Genomic DNA, 14,743 nt, shown 5'->3' with positions numbered 1-14,743 from the left:
TACCTCATGGCACCCCCCACCCGGAGCATCAAATCGGGCAATACAGGTAATTCACCCGAGAAGATACGAAGTGTGACCGGCGCCGCCGGTCTTCTTGCGTCAGCGCTCTCGGGAGGATCTGCCGTGACCGTCAGTCTTGAGCAGTTGCGCCGCTGCCACGTAGCCGTCGACCTCGGAGCGGCCCGGACCCGCGTGTTCGTCAAGGGCGCCGGGCTGGTCGTCGACGAACCCAGTGTCGCCGCGGTGAACACGCGGACCGGCGCACTCATCGCCGTCGGCACCTTCGCCGAGCGCATGACCGGCCGCACGCCGGACTACATCCGGGTCGTGCGCCCCGTCTCCGGCGGCACCGTCGTCGACATCGAGATGGCCCAGCGCATGCTGCGCCACCTCCTCGGCGAGAAGCTCCGGCGCGCCCTGCGCCGCAAGCCCCGGCTGCGGGCGGCCGCCTGCACCCCGCACGACGCCGACCCGCTCGCCCAGCGGGCCACCGTGGAGACCCTCGTCGGGCTCGGCGCCCGCCGCGTCGAGCTCGTCGACACCCTGATCGCGGCGGCCGTGGGCTGCGGCCTCCCCGTGGAACAGCCGACCGCGACCATGATCATGGTGTGCGGGGCCGCGGCCACCCAGGTCGCCGTCCTGTCCCTCGGCTCCATCGTGACCGCCCAGCGGATCCCGGTCGGCGGCGAGGCCATCGACCACGCCGTGGTCCAGCACCTGCGCCACGCGCACGAGCTGATGCTGCCCAGCCAGGCCGTCCGCCCGCTCCAGCTGGCCCTGCACGGCAACGGGATCACCGCCGAAGGCCCCGCCTCCACCCTCATCCACGGCCGCGACGTGGCCACCGGGCTCGCCCGCTCCGTCCACGTGGACACCGCGGCCGTCCGGGACGCCATCCACACCCCGCTCACCGCCGTGCTCGACGGGATCGGCAAGGTCCTGCGCGACTGCCCGCCGGACCTGGTCGCCGATCTGACGGACCGGGGGATCATGATGGTGGGTGGCAGCGCCCTGCTGCCGGGCCTGGACCAGATGCTCCGCGACGCGACCGGCATGCCCGTGGCCATCGCGGAGCGGCCGGACATCTGCGCCGTGCTCGGCCTCGGCATGATGCTCGAAGGGAAGATCGCCCCCATGGTTCTGAACCCGCTGGCCGAATGACGGAATCCTCCAGCCTGCCCGTCCTCCTGGAGGCGGTCCTCAACGTCGGCTCCGAGCTGGAGCTGCGGGCCACCCTCCAGCACATCGTGGAATCGTCGACCGAGCTGTGTGCGGCCCGGTACGGAGCGCTCGGGGTCGTCGACCCCGAGCGCGGCCGGCTGACCGAGCTGTTCACGGCCGGTATGACCGAGGCCGAGCGGGCGGCGGTCCCCCACCTGCCGGACGGCCGGTCCGGGGTGCTGGGCGCCCTCATCGCCGACCCGCGTCCGCTCATGCTGGAGGACCTCTCCGAGGACCCCCGCGCGGTCGGCTTCCCGCCCGGCCACCCGCCGATGCGCAGCTTCCTCGGCGTCCCGATCCGGGTCCACACCGAGGTCTTCGGCAACCTCTACCTCACCGAGAAGCGGGGCGGCGGAACCTTCACGGACGAGGACCTCGCCCTGCTGCGGGTCCTGGCCTCGCAGGCGGGGATAGCGATCGGCAACGCCCGGCTGTACGAGACCGCACGCCGCCGGGAGCGCTGGATCGAGGGCGCCGCCGCCGTGACCACCACCCTGCTGGCGGGCCGGCCCGCGGCGGACGCGCTGATGTGCGTGGCCGAGCGGGCCCGGCTGCTCGCGGACGCGGCGGCCGGGATCGTCCTCCAGCCGACTCCGGCGGGCGGCATGGAAATCGTGGCCGCCTCCACGCCCGGGGACCCGGGGGACCTCGTCGGCACGGCCATCGAGCCGGGTTCGGCGGTACTGGAACAACTCCTCGGCGGCGAACCCGTCTTCATCGAGGACTCGGCGACCGATCCCCGGATGACCACGCACGTACGCGTGCGCTTCGGCCCCAGCATGATGCTCCCGCTGCAGAGCGGCGGCCAGCTGATCGGCACCCTCGCGCTGCCGCGATCCCAGGGCGACCCCCCGTACGACGCCGTCGACCGGCTGCTGGCCTCGCAGTTCGCCTCCCAGGCCGCGCTGGCGCTGGTCCTCGCGGACGCACAGCACGACCGCGAGCAGCTGGCCGTCTACGAGGACCGCGACCGCATCGCGCGGGACCTGCACGACCTGGTGGTGCAGCGGCTGTTCGCGACCGAGATGATGCTGGAGAGCACGAAGAAGCGCTCCGCGGCCTCACCGGCGGGCGATACGGTCGGCGAGGAGCTCGGCCGGGCGGTGGACGAGCTCGACTCCACCATCCAGGAGGTCCGCACGGCCATCTTCGCCCTCCAGCAACCGCCGACGGACGCCCCGACGACCTTCCGCGGCCGGGTCCTTCGGGAGACCGGCGGGGCGGCGGTCCTGCTGGGCTTCCAGCCGTCGGTCCACTTCGCGGGCGCGGTGGACGCGCTGCTCCCGGAGCCAGTGGCCGCCGACCTGCTCGCCGCCCTGCGCGGCGCGCTGGCGGCCGCGCACCGGCGCTCGGAGGTCACCGCGATCGAAGTCCAGGTCGACGCCGTCCCCACCCGGGTCCGCCTCACCGTCTCCGACGACGGCCAGACCCCCACGGGCACCCGCGGCACGACGCTGACCTGGGAATCCCCCCTCTGACCCGTTCACCGGCGGGACGTGACGCCGCGACCCCGCGGGCGGTCCCGTACGGGGGCCGGAGGGCGGGGACGGCAGGGCGCGACGGCAGCGCGGGGACGGCGCCGCAGCGGGACCCGAGTGCCGGGGACGCCCCACGCCCTAGGCTGGCCCCGTGACCATCCGCCAATCGGCCCGCGCCGCGATCGCATCCGTAACCGACCCCGGCAGCTTCACCGAACTGCCCGTCACGGCCGACGGGGACGAGCCCGCCCCCGACGGCCCCCTCGGCTGGGCCGGCTACGACGACTCCCGCGCCCGCGCGGCACTGCGGACCGGCGAGGACGAGTCCGTCGTCACCGGCACCGCCCTCATCGACGGTCGGCAAGCAGTCCTGATCTCCTTCGAGTTCGGCTTCCTCGGCGGGTCCCTCGGCCACCGCACCGGTGACCGGATCGAGGCCGCCTACGCCCACGCCCGTGCCCACCGCCTCCCCCTGGTCTCGCTCATCGCCACCGGCGGATCCCGGATGCAGGAGGGCATGCTCGCGCTGACCCAACTCCAGCGCGCGGCCCGCCAGTCCGCCCTCACCCGCGCCGCAGGCCTCCCGCAGATCGCCGTCCTGCGCGACCCCACCACCGGCGGCGGCTGGGCCACCCTCGGGGCCGGGGCCGACGTGGTCCTCGCGCTGCCCGGGGCGCAGGTCGGCTTCGCCGGCTCCCGAGTACGGCCGGCGGACGCGGACCCGGCGGCCTACACCGCCGAGGGTCAGTTCGCCGCCGGGCACGTCGACGCCGTCGTTCCCCTGCCCGAGCTCCCCGCGAACCTGGCGGCCTGGCTCCGCGTCCTGGCCGCGCCCCGCTCCGCCGGGCCCGTCGCGCCACCGGCCGCGCTGGCCGACGTGGCGCTGCCCCCGACCGGGTGGGACGCCGTGCGCGGCGCCCGCCGGCCCGAGCGGCCGCGGGCCCGGCAGTACCTGGACGCGTACTTCGACCTCCGCCTCCCCCTGTCCGGCGACCGCGCCGGCGGCACCGACCCGGGCATGCTGTGCGGCTTCGGACTCCGGGAGGGTCGGGCCGTGGCCTACGCCGCGCAATGCGGCACCGCTACCCGCCCGGCGGGCTACCGTACGGCGGCCCGTGTGATCCGGCTCGCGGACCGGCTCGGCGTCCCGGTGCTCACCCTGGTGGACACCCCCGGCGCGGCCAACGACGCCGCCGCCGAGCACGCGGGGGCCGGCGCCGCCATCGCCGACACCTTCGCGGCCCTCGCCTCGGCCACGGTTCCCGTGACCACCCTCCTCATCGGCGAGGGCGGTTCGGGCGGCGCCCTCGCGCTGGCCGCGCCGGGCCACACCTGGGTCACTCCGGACAGCTACTTCTCGGTGATCGCCCCCGAACTGGCGGCGGCCATCCTCAAGCGGCCCCCGGAGGCCGCCCCGGCGACGGCGGAGCAACTGCGCATCCGCCCCCAGGACCTCGTCGCCCTGGGCGTCGCCCGCGGGATCGTTTCCCCGCGGACGCCGGGGACGCCGGAGGCACCCGGGGCCTAGCCCTTCCCGGGTGCGGTCGCGGGCGGGGTCGTGGTGCGGGTCGTGCCGGTGGTGCGGGGGGCGGGTGGTGCCGGTGGCGGGCGGGGCGGGGCGGGGCGCCGGCAGGGCGCCGGGGTGATCCCGGGTGATCCCGGGTGGGACCGGCTCAGGCCTGCGGCGACCGCGCGTCGTACCGGGCGAACCCCCGCCACCGCAGGGCGAGCAGGACGAGGACGAGTACGCACCCGAGCCCACCGCCCGTGATCGCGACGCCCGGCGAGGTGAGGTCGGCGGCGGTCCCGGCGACGAAGTCCCCGAGCCGGGGCCCGCCCGCGACGACCACGATGAAGACGCCCTGGAGGCGGCCCCGCATCTCGTCGGGCGTCGCGGCCTGGAGCATGGTGGTGCGGAACACCATCGAGGTGGCGTCGGAGGCTCCGGCCAGGGCGAGGAAGAACAGGCCGACCCAGAGGTTGCGGCTCAGCCCGAACGCCGCGACGGCCGCCCCCCATCCGGCCACGGACAGCAGGATCGCCACCCCGTGCCGGCGGATCCGTCCCTGCCAGCCGGAGAGCAGCCCGCCGAGCAGCGCGCCCACCGCGGGAGCCGCCACGAGCAGGCCGACGGTCTTCGCGTCACCGCCGTACCAGAGCACGGCGATGGCCGGGAAGAGCGCCTTCGGCGAGGCCAGCACCATGGCGGCCATGTCGGTGAAGAAGGTCATCCGGATGTTGGGCCGGGTCCCGAGGAAGCGCAGTCCGTCGAGTACGGACGCCCGCCCCTTCGCGCCCTCCTCCCGGTCGGGCTTCATCGACGGCAGCCGCCACATCGCGTAGAGGGCGGCGCTGAAGGTGACGGCGTCGATCAGGTAGGCGGCCTGGTAGCCCCACCAGCCGACGATGACCCCGCCCAGCATCGGGCCGGCGGTCATGCCGAAGGTCATGGTCACGGTGTTCAGCGCGTTGGCGGCGGGCAGCTGCTCGACGGGCAGCAGGCGCGGGATCATCGCCGACCGGGCCGGCCCGTTGAGCGCCGCGCACACGGCCTGGAGCGCGACGACGCAGTACAGCAGCCAGACCCGGTGGTAGTCGAGGAGCGCGGCGCCGGCCAGCCCGATCGACAGGGCGGCCAGGCCGAGCGAGCTGAAGAGGCCGAGCGTGCGGCGGTCGACGGTGTCGGCGATGGCGCCGCCGTAGAGCCCGAAGACGACGAGCGGCACGAGCGAGAAGAGGCCGACCAGCCCGACGGAGAAGCTGGAACCGGTGATCTCGTAGACCTGGAGGGAGATCGCGAGGGCGGTCATCGCCTGGCCGAGCCAGGAAATGGTGCCGCCGACCCACAGCCGCCGGTAGTCGGCGGAGCTCCGCAGCGGGGTGAGGTCGGCGAATATGCGGCGTTTGAGGGGGGCGGGCGATGGTGGAGCCGTCGTACGAGTCACATCGGATCTTAACCGGACGCCGCGCGGGGCCCGGTGGAATTTTCGGCGGTCCGGACTCCCTCGGCGCGCACCCGCACCAGGCTCCCCACCGGAATCCGGGGCCTCGCGGCGGGGCACTTCTTGCTGCTAACTCGCCACTATCGCCGGACATTTGACCGAATTGACGTGCGCTCCTCGCCCAAAGTTCAGCTCATGATGAAAAGACTCGTATGTCCAGGGAGGCGCAGTGATCGAACCTGGCACAAGCACCGCGAGCACCGGCACCACGGGCGCGACCGGCACGGTCCTCCCGCTCACCGTGGGGGTCGAGGAGGAGTTCCTCCTCGTCGACGCCCGCACCCTGCGGGTGGTCCCGGCCGCCCCGCTCGTCCTGTCCACCGCCGCCGGACTGCCCCACGAACTGCACCCCGAGGGCACCCGCTACCAGGTGGAGATCGCCACCCCGGTCGCCGACTCGGCGGTGGCCCTGCGCAGGGAGCTCACCGCACTGCGGAGCACCCTCGCGCATGCGGCCCGCGCGCACGGCTGCCGGCTGCTGGCGGCGCCCTCACCCGTCGTCGCCGTGGAGGGTCCGCTCCACCTGACCGACGACGAGCCGCGCCAGCGCGAGCAGCACCGGCGTTTCGGCGCACTCACCGACACCCTCGTCAGCTGCGGCCGGCACATCCACATCGGCACTCTCGACGTGGACACGGCGGTCGCGGTCTCCAATCGGGTCAGACCCTGGCTGCCCACGCTGATCGCACTGGCCGCCAACTCGCCGTTCTGGGGAGGCCGTGACACCGGCCATGCCAGCTGGCGGGCGATGGCCTGGTCGGGCTGGCCCTCGGCCGGCCTCCCCCCGCACTTCACCTCGACGGCCCACTTCCGCCGCTCGGTGCAGACCCTGCTCGGCTCCGGGGCCGCCCTCGACACCAAAATGGTCTACTGGGACCTGCGGCCGTCCGGGAACTGGCCGACGCTCGAGTTCCGGGCGCCCGACATGTCACCGGACATCGACTCGGCCGTCCTGCAGGCCGAACTGGCCCGCGCCCTCGTCACGACGGCCCTGCGCGAGATCGCGGAGCGGCGGCCCGACCCGCCCGTACGGGAGGACGTACTGCGCCTCGCGCGCTGGCGGGCGGCCCACGACGGCCTGGAGGGCTTCGGCCTCGACCCGTACACGGGCGCCGAACTCCCGGCGGCGGACCTGGCGGAGGCACTGCTCGACCTGGTGGCCCCCGAACTGGCCGCCTCCGGCGACCTCGACCACGCGGCGAAGACCATGGCCGGTCTCCTGCGCGACGGCTCGGGCGCCCACCGCCAACGCGCGGCGTTCGCCCGCCGCGGCGACCTCATGGACGTCCTGCGCCACCTGGCGGACGAAACGGAGGCCTTCTAGCCGACGCCGCCCCCACGCCCCGGCCCGCAGGTGTGACCGCACCCGCACCTGCGGGCCGGGCTTCCACGGTGACTCCCGGACGCGCGAACGACATGGCCGGCGCCGCCCCGTGGACCTCGGCAGGTCCATCGCGCCTGGCACACCGGAGAAAGGCCCCTCGGGGCGAGGATCGCGGGCTCAGAACGCTCCGGGATCAGGTAGGCAAGGAGAACGTTCCTGCATACCTTGCGCGTGGTGGGGCGGGTGGGACTCGAACCCACGGCCGACGGATTATGAGTCCGCTGCTCTAACCGGCTGAGCTACCGCCCCTTCACGGCGTGGCGCGTACATGTGTGCGCGCCGTCTGCCGCAGCATAGCCGCTCATACGATCTCCTGCCTCGGATGCCTCGCATGATCGGCTTCGCCTGCCCAGAGAGACCGTATCGAGCCCTGTCCGGTTCCCGACCGGGCGCATAAAAAGAAAAAGGACCCACTCGGGGTCCTCGTTCTCACTTGCTCCCCCGACTGGACTCGAACCAGTAACCTGCCGATTAACAGTCGGCTGCTCTGCCAATTGAGCTACAGGGGACCGCGCTCCCCCGACTGGACTCGAACCAGTAACCTGCCGATTAACAGTCGGCTGCTCTGCCAATTGAGCTACAGGGGATTGCTGCGTTGCACCGAACAGCCCACCTCCGGCCAAGCCGGGGGGCGGGTGCCCGCTGCGAGTCATAGATTAGCGCAAGCAGGGGGGTGCTCCGCCAATCGGTATCGCCAGCGGGCCGGGCACCACATGACGAAGGGTGACAGGCATGCGGTACAAGGTCACGTTCGTGGTCGGACTGACCCTCGGGTACGTGCTCGGGACCCGGGCCGGGCGCGAGCGGTATGAACAGTTGAAGAAGTCCGCGCGCGGGGTCGCGCAGAATCCTGCGGTGCGCAACGCCGCCGAGAGCGCCGGTCAGACCGGCCGGGAGTTCGCGGGCAAGGCCTTCGCCGCGGTGAGCGAGAAGGTGGGCGACGCCGTGCCCGACTCCCTGGCCGGGCGCGTACGCGGGCTGCGCGCCCGGGTCGGCGGCGGCTCCGGCGAGGACGACTGGGGCACCAGCAACACCTGACGGCCCGGTCCGGGCGGGGCCCGCTCCCGCCCGGGTGCGGTCTCGCGGGGTGCGGGGCGGCGGAGTTCGTTCAGACGTGCGGCAGAATTCCCTTCATGGGGATAGTCGCCGGGCTGGACAGCTCTTCCGCCTTCACTCGCATCGTGGTCTGTGACACCGAGACGGGCGCCGTGCTGCGCCAGGGGTACGCCCCCCATCCGCAGCCCTCCGGCGACGCCGTCCCGCACGAGACCGATCCGCAGGCCTGGCTGCTCTCCCTCGGGGAAGCCGCCGGCGGCGGGCTCCTCGAGGGCGTCGAGGCCATCGGCGTCTCCGCCCAGCAGCACGGTGTGCTGCCGCTCGACGCGCAGGGCGGCCTCGTCCGCTCCGCCCTGATCGGCAACGACAAGCGCGGCCAGGTCGCCGCCGCCGACCTGATCGACGCGCTCGGCGGCCGGCAGGCCTGGGTCGAGGCCGTCGGCTCGGTCCCCCATGCGGCCCAGCCCATCGCGAAGCTGGCCTGGCTGACCCGCACCGAGCCCGACGCGGCCCGCCGGGTCGCCGCCGTGATGTCGCCCCACGACTGGCTGGTGTGGCAGCTGCTGGGCCGCCCGGCCCGGCGCACCACCGACCGGGGCGGCGCCTCCGGCACCGGCTACTGGTCGGCGGCCACCGGCACCTACCGTCCCGACCTCGTCGAGCTCGCACTCGGCCACCGGGCGCTGCTGCCCGAGGTGCTCGGCCCGTCCGAGGCCGCCGGGACAACGCCCGAGGGGCTGCTGATCTCCGCCGGGACCGGCGAGACCATGGCCGCCGCGCTCGGACTGGGCATGGGCCCCGACGACGCGGTGGTCTCCCTGGGCGCCTCCGGGTCGGTGATGGCGGTGCACCGCGAGGCGCTGTCGGAGCCGGGCGGGCTGATCACCTCGCTCGCGGACGCCGCCGGGATGCACCTGCCGGTGGTCAACACCTCCAACGCGGTACGGGCCCTGCGCGGCACCGCCGAGATGCTGGGCACCGACCTGGAGGGGCTGAGCGAGCTCGCGCTGAAGTCGACCCCGGGCGCGCACGGCCTCGTACTCCTGCCGTACCTGGAGGGTGAGCGGACGCCGAACCTGCCGCACACCGCCGGAACCCTGTCGGGGCTGCGCCGCGACTCCATGAAGCCGGAGCACCTCGCGCGGGCCTCCTTCGAGGGGATGCTGTGCGGGCTGGTGGACGCGCTCGACGTGCTGCGCAGCCGCGGGGTGGAGATCCGCCGGGTGTTCCTGCTGGGCGCGGCGGCCGAGCTGCCCGCCGTACAGGCCTTCGCGCCGGGCCTGTTCGGTACGCAGATCGTCGTGCCGGCGCCGGCGGACTACGCGGCGCTGGGCGCGGCCCGGCAGGCGGCGTGGGCGCTGGGCGTGGCGCGGGGCACGCTGGCCCCGCACACCCCGCCCGTGTGGCCGGCGCCGGCCGCGCAGGTCTTCGAGCCGGACGAGGAGTACCCGGCCTGGCAGGGCGTGCGCCAGCAGTACGTCGCGACCCGGGAGCAGATCCACCCGGGCGCGTTCTGAGCCCGGCGGGTCCCGGCCGCCGCGGCGGCGTCCGGGACCCGGCTCGTCCGACGCCGGCCGTCCGGGGGCCTAGGACCGCTCCCGGGCGCCGGTACTCCTTTTGACCCGCCTTTGCGAAAACCGTTGGGGATGGGCATCCGGGTGGCCGAAGATGGGGTGACCCCCCTCGATCATGCCGACCGGAGCCTGCGCGTGCTCATACGACTTCTGCGGACCCATCTCGGTCCGTACCGGAAACCGATCGCCGTGCTGGTGCTGCTGCAACTGCTGCAGACCAGCGCGAGCCTCTACTTGCCCACGTTGAACGCCGACATCATCGACAACGGTGTCGTCAACGGCGACACGGGCTACATCCTGCGCTTCGGCGCGCTGATGCTCGGCGTCTCCCTGGTGCAGCTCGTCTGCAACGTCGGGGCCGTCTACTACGGTGCCCGCACCGCCGCCGCCTTCGGCCGCGACGTCCGGGCCGGAGTCTTCGACCGCGTGCAGAGCTTCTCGGCGCGTGAGCTCGGCCACTTCGGGGCGCCCTCGCTGATCACCCGTACGACGAACGACGTGCAGCAGATCCAGATGCTCGTGCTGATGACCTTCACCCTGATGGTCTCGGCTCCGATCATGTGCGTCGGCGGCATCTTCATGGCGCTCTCGCTCGACGTGAAGCTGTCGGGCGTGCTCCTGGCCGTCGTCCCCGTGCTCGGCCTGTCGGTCGGCGCCATCGTCCTGAAGACGCGGCCGCTCTTCCGGGCGATGCAGACGCGCCTGGACACCGTGAACCGGGTCCTGCGCGAGCAGATCACCGGTAACCGGGTGATCCGCGCCTTCATCCGCGACGACTACGAGAAGGACCGCTTCCGCGAGGCCAACGCCGACCTCACCGGCGTCTCGCTCGCGGCGGGCAAGCTGCTCGCGCTGATGTTCCCGACCGTCATAGTGGTCGTGAACATCTCCAGCGTCGCCGTCATCTGGTTCGGCGCCATGCGCATCGACAGCGGCGGCATGGAGATCGGCCAGCTGACGGCCTTCCTCGCCTACCTGATGCAGATCGTCATGGCCGTGATGATGGCCACCTTCATGTTCATGATGGTGCCGCGCGCCGAGGTCTGCGCCGAGCGCGTCCAGGAGGTCCTGGACACCGACTCCAGCGTGGTCCCGCCCGCCGACCCCGTCCGCAAGCTGCTCCACCACGGCCGCCTCGAGCTGCGCGGCGCCGACTTCCGCTACCCGGGCGCCGAGGCCCCCGTGCTGCGCGGGGTCGACCTGGTGGCCCGCCCGGGCGAGACCACCGCCGTGATCGGCTCCACCGGCAGCGGCAAGTCCACGCTGCTGGGTCTGGTCCCCCGCCTGTTCGACGCGACCGGCGGCGAGGTGCTCGTGGACGGTGAGGACGTACGGCGCCTCGCGCCCGAGCTGCTCGCCCGGACGGTCGGCATGGTCCCGCAGAAGCCGTACCTGTTCTCCGGGACCGTCGCCACCAACCTGCGCTACGGACGCCCCGACGCCACCGACGAGGAACTGTGGCACGCGCTGGAGGTGGCGCAGGCCAAGGACTTCGTCTCCGAGCTCGAGGGCGGACTCGACGCGCCCGTCGCCCAGGGCGGGACCAACGTCTCCGGCGGCCAGCGCCAGCGGCTGGCGATCGCGCGCACGCTCGTGCAGCGCCCGGAGATCTACCTCTTCGACGACTCCTTCTCGGCCCTGGACTACGCGACGGACGCCGCGCTGCGCTCCGCGCTCGCCCGCGAGACCGAGAACGCGACCGTGGTCATCGTCGCCCAGCGGGTCTCCACGATCCGCGACGCCGACCGGATCGTCGTCCTCGACGAGGGACAGGTCGTGGGCGAAGGACGCCACCACGAGCTGATGGCCGGCAACGAGACCTACCGGGAGATCGTGCTCTCCCAGCTGACGGAGGCGGAGGCGGCGTGAGCGGTCCCGGAGGACGCATGATGATGGGACCGCCGACGACGCGGTCCATGGACTTCAAGGGCTCGGGCAAGCGCCTGCTGCGCGAGCTGGCGCACGACCGGGTCAAGCTGTGGGGCATGATCCTCGCGGTCGTGGCCAGCGTCGCCGCTTCGGTGACCGGCCCGAAGATCCTCGGCAAGGCCACCGACCTGGTCTTCGCGGGGATCGTGGGCCGGGAAGTGGGGCGGGAGCTCCCGCCCGGCGCCACCAAGGAGCAGGCGCTGGAGCTGATGCGCGCCCAGGGCCAGGGCGGGATGGCGGACATGCTGTCCGGCACCGACTTCACCCCGGGCCAGGGCATCGACTTCGGCGCGGTGGGGGCGGTGGCGCTGTGGGCGCTGGCCGTCTTCACGGTCGCCGGTCTGATGATGCTGGTCGCGACGCGGCTGTCGAACCACATCATGAACGGCACCGTGTACCGGATGCGCGAGGCGCTGCAGGCGAAGCTGTCGCGGCTGCCGCTGTCGTACTTCGACTCGCAGAAGCGCGGAGAGGTGCTCAGCCGGGCCACGAACGACATCGACAACATCGGGCAGACGCTCCAGCAGACGATGGGGCAGCTGCTCAACTCGCTCCTGACCATCGTCGGCGTGCTGGCGATGATGTTCTGGATCTCACCGCTGCTGGCGCTGGTCGCGCTCGTGACCATCCCCGTCTCGGGCTACGTGGCCGCGAAGATCGGCAAGAAGTCGCAGCCGCAGTTCGTGGCGCAGTGGAAGTCGACGGGCGCCCTGAACGCGCACGTCGAGGAGATGTACTCGGGCCACACGCTGGTCAAGGTCTTCGGCCGGCAGAAGGAGTCCGCGGAGCTCTTCGCCGAGCAGAACGAGGCGCTGTACCGGGCCTCGTTCAAGGCGCAGCTGGTCAGCGGGATCATGCAGCCGGTGATGCTGTTCATCTCCAACATCAACTACGTGCTCGTCGCGGTCGTCGGCGGTCTGCGGGTGGCCTCCGGCACCCTGTCGATCGGTGACGTCCAGGCCTTCATCCAGTACTCGCGCCAGTTCTCGATGCCGCTGACCCAGGTCGCCTCCATGGCGAACCTGGTGCAGTCGGGCGTCGCGTCGGCGGAGCGGGTGTACGAGCTGCTGGACGCGGAGGAGCAGGAGCCGGACGCCGAGGTTCCGGAGCGTCCCGAAGCCCTGGTCGGACAGGTCACCTTCGACAAGGTCGCCTTCCGCTACGAGCGGGACAAGCCGCTGATCGAGAACCTCTCGCTGTCGGTCGACCCGGGGCAGACGGTCGCGATCGTCGGCCCCACCGGCGCCGGCAAGACCACGCTGGTCAACCTGCTGATGCGGTTCTACGAGGTCACGGGCGGCGAGATCGCCCTCGACGGCGTGGACATCGCGAAGATGACCCGCGAGGAACTGCGCGGCGGCATCGGCATGGTGCTCCAGGACACCTGGCTGTTCGGCGGCACCATCGCGGAGAACATCGCCTACGGCGCCGCGCGGGAGGTGACGCGCGAGGAGATCGAGGAGGCCGCGCGGGCGGCCCACGCGGACCGGTTCGTCCGCACGCTGCCCGACGGCTACGACACGGTGCTGGACGACGAGGGCGCGGGCGTCAGCGCGGGCGAGAAGCAGCTGATCACCATCGCGCGGGCGTTCCTGTCCGACCCGGTGATCCTGGTGCTCGACGAGGCGACGAGCTCGGTGGACACCCGTACAGAGGTGCTGATCCAGAAGGCGATGGCGCGCCTCGCGCACGGCCGCACGTCCTTCGTGATCGCGCACCGGCTGTCCACGATCCGCGACGCCGACCTGATCCTGGTGATGGAGAGCGGCTCGATCGTGGAGCAGGGCACGCACGAGGAGCTGCTGGGCTCGGCGGGCGCGTACGCGCGGCTGTACGCGGCGCAGTTCGCGCAAGCGGTGGCCGAGGTCGACTAGCGGGACGAGTGGGACGGGGGCGCCCTTCGGGGCGCCCCCTTTTCCGTGCCGCCGCGCTCCCCGGGGAGCCGGCACGGCGGGTACTCAGTCGAGATAGCCGCGGAGCTGGTCGGCGAAGGCGTGGTCGCGCAGTTTGCCGAGGGTCTTGGACTCGATCTGCCGGATCCGCTCGCGGGTGACTCCGAAGATCCGCCCGATCTCCTCCAGCGTGCGCGGCCGCCCGTCGGCGAGTCCGTAGCGCAGCTGCACGACCTTGCGCTCGCGTTCGCCGAGGGTCGAGAGGACCGCCTCCAGGTGCTCGCGGAGCAGGAAGAAGGCGGCCGACTCCACCGGCGAGGCGGCGTCGCCGTCCTCGATGAGGTCGCCGAGCGCGACGTCGTCCTCCTCGCCCACGGGGGCGTGCAGCGAGACCGGCTCCTGTGCCAGGCGCAGCACTTCCAGGACCCGCTCGGGAGTCAGCTCAAGGTGCGCGGCGACCTCTTCGGCGGTGGGCTCGTACCCGCGTTCCTGGAGCATGCGGCGCTGGACGCGGATGACGCGGTTGATCAGCTCGACGACGTGGACGGGCACGCGGATGGTCCGGGCCTGGTCGGCGAGGGCCCGGGACATGGCCTGGCGGATCCACCAGGTGGCATAGGTGGAGAACTTGTAGCCGCGGGCGTAGTCGAACTTCTCGACGGCCCGGATCAGTCCCAGGTTCCCCTCCTGGACCAGGTCGAGCATGGTGAGGCCGCGGCCCACGTAGCGCTTGGCGACGGAGACGACGAGCCGGAGGTTCGATTCGATGAGGCGGCGCTTGGCCATGCGGCCCATGACGACGAGCTTGTCCAGGTCGAGGGTGAGCTGCAGGTCGAGCGCGGCCCCGCTGCCGAGCTTCTCCTCGGCGAACAGCCCCGCCTCCACGCGCCGCGCGAGGTCGACCTCCTCGGCCGCGGTGAGCAGCGGGATCCGGCCGATCTCGCGCAGGTACTGGCGGAAGAGGTCGGCGGACGGTCCCGCCCCGGCGGAGCCCTCCCCGGCCCGTTTGCGCTGCGCGGGCGCCTGCCGGCCCAGCTCCGCGGCCCGCGGCTCCTCCTCCTCGTCCACGGCGTCGGCCTCCGGCTCCTCGCCGGCCGCGGCTTCGGCCTCCGCGGCGGCGTTCCGGGGCGGGCTGACGCTGACGGTCAAGCTCTGGGTCTGCACGGGGGCGACCTCCACAGGGCTCCGAGGACGGGGGCACCGCACC

10 protein-coding genes and 3 tRNA genes are annotated in these 14,743 nt (G+C 72.8%); 8 read left to right on the top strand and 5 right to left on the bottom strand.

Annotated features, from left to right (window positions below; all coding sequences use genetic code 11):
• The first annotated feature begins 123 nt into the window (after positions 1-123).
• From ABZY44_RS04945 to ABZY44_RS04935, 3 genes are all read left to right on the top strand, one after another.
• Positions 124-1,161, top strand: coding sequence for a rod shape-determining protein (locus ABZY44_RS04945; protein WP_356650173.1), 1,038 nt, complete (start codon positions 124-126; stop codon positions 1,159-1,161).
• Entirely contained in the window at positions 1,158-2,699 is a 1,542-nt protein-coding gene (locus tag ABZY44_RS04940; protein WP_356650172.1) for a GAF domain-containing protein, read from the top strand. The genes ABZY44_RS04945 and ABZY44_RS04940 overlap by 4 nt, the downstream gene beginning before the upstream one ends.
• A 151-nt stretch (positions 2,700-2,850) precedes the next feature.
• Complete coding sequence (locus tag ABZY44_RS04935; protein WP_356650171.1) at positions 2,851-4,227, top strand: carboxyl transferase domain-containing protein; 1,377 nt, start codon at positions 2,851-2,853, stop codon at positions 4,225-4,227.
• Between the two features lie 145 nt (positions 4,228-4,372).
• Here ABZY44_RS04935 and ABZY44_RS04930 read toward each other — a convergent pair whose 3' ends face one another.
• Positions 4,373-5,644: an MFS transporter gene (locus ABZY44_RS04930; RefSeq protein WP_356650170.1), complete on the bottom strand. Its 1,272-nt coding sequence runs from the start codon at positions 5,642-5,644 to the stop codon at positions 4,373-4,375.
• 226 nt (positions 5,645-5,870) lie between these two features.
• On the opposite strand from ABZY44_RS04930, the gene ABZY44_RS04925 reads away from it, so the two are divergent.
• Complete coding sequence (locus ABZY44_RS04925; protein WP_356650169.1) at positions 5,871-7,025, top strand: glutamate--cysteine ligase; 1,155 nt, start codon at positions 5,871-5,873, stop codon at positions 7,023-7,025.
• Between the two features lie 232 nt (positions 7,026-7,257).
• Here the strand turns inward: ABZY44_RS04925 and ABZY44_RS04920 are convergent.
• The 3 genes from ABZY44_RS04920 to ABZY44_RS04910 form a co-directional block, all read right to left on the bottom strand.
• Positions 7,258-7,334, bottom strand: a tRNA-Ile gene (locus ABZY44_RS04920).
• 187 nt (positions 7,335-7,521) lie between these two features.
• Positions 7,522-7,594, bottom strand: a tRNA-Asn gene (locus ABZY44_RS04915).
• Between the two features lie 5 nt (positions 7,595-7,599).
• A tRNA-Asn gene (locus tag ABZY44_RS04910) sits at positions 7,600-7,672 on the bottom strand.
• A gap of 145 nt (positions 7,673-7,817) precedes the next feature.
• Here ABZY44_RS04910 and ABZY44_RS04905 point away from each other — a divergent pair.
• The 4 genes from ABZY44_RS04905 to ABZY44_RS04890 all read left to right on the top strand — a co-directional run bounded on the left by ABZY44_RS04905 (position 7,818) and on the right by ABZY44_RS04890 (position 13,518).
• Positions 7,818-8,123: a YtxH domain-containing protein gene (locus ABZY44_RS04905; protein ID WP_356650168.1), complete on the top strand. Its 306-nt coding sequence runs from the start codon at positions 7,818-7,820 to the stop codon at positions 8,121-8,123.
• Between the two features lie 95 nt (positions 8,124-8,218).
• Positions 8,219-9,658: an FGGY family carbohydrate kinase gene (locus ABZY44_RS04900; RefSeq protein ID WP_356650167.1), complete on the top strand. Its 1,440-nt coding sequence runs from the start codon at positions 8,219-8,221 to the stop codon at positions 9,656-9,658.
• Between the two features lie 192 nt (positions 9,659-9,850).
• A complete protein-coding gene (locus ABZY44_RS04895) occupies positions 9,851-11,584 on the top strand; it encodes an ABC transporter ATP-binding protein (RefSeq protein ID WP_356650166.1) in 1,734 nt (577 codons plus the stop codon).
• Positions 11,581-13,518 (top strand): ABC transporter ATP-binding protein, encoded by a 1,938-nt coding sequence (locus ABZY44_RS04890; RefSeq protein WP_356650165.1) that lies wholly within the window; start codon positions 11,581-11,583, stop codon positions 13,516-13,518. Before ABZY44_RS04895 ends, ABZY44_RS04890 begins: the two co-directional genes overlap by 4 nt.
• Before the next feature lie 84 nt (positions 13,519-13,602).
• On the opposite strand, the gene ABZY44_RS04885 is transcribed toward ABZY44_RS04890, so the two are convergent.
• Positions 13,603-14,700 (bottom strand): RNA polymerase sigma factor, encoded by a 1,098-nt coding sequence (locus ABZY44_RS04885; protein ID WP_356650164.1) that lies wholly within the window; start codon positions 14,698-14,700, stop codon positions 13,603-13,605.
• Positions 14,701-14,743 lie beyond the last annotated feature (43 nt).

The sequence above is a fragment of the Streptomyces sp. NPDC006544 genome, from assembly GCF_040611715.1.
GTDB lineage: Bacteria > Actinomycetota > Actinomycetes > Streptomycetales > Streptomycetaceae > Streptomyces.
The sequence above is the reverse complement of the archived record's forward strand: the minus strand, read 5'-3'. Positions and strand labels throughout refer to the sequence as shown.

Coding starts and splice junctions, on each gene's coding strand:
- ABZY44_RS04940 (WP_356650172.1), top strand. CDS start 1,158: ATGACGGAATCCTCCAGCCTGCCCGTCCTCCTGGAGGCGGTCCTCAAC.
- ABZY44_RS04905 (WP_356650168.1), top strand. CDS start 7,818: ATGCGGTACAAGGTCACGTTCGTGGTCGGACTGACCCTCGGGTACGTG.
- ABZY44_RS04900 (WP_356650167.1), top strand. CDS start 8,219: ATGGGGATAGTCGCCGGGCTGGACAGCTCTTCCGCCTTCACTCGCATC.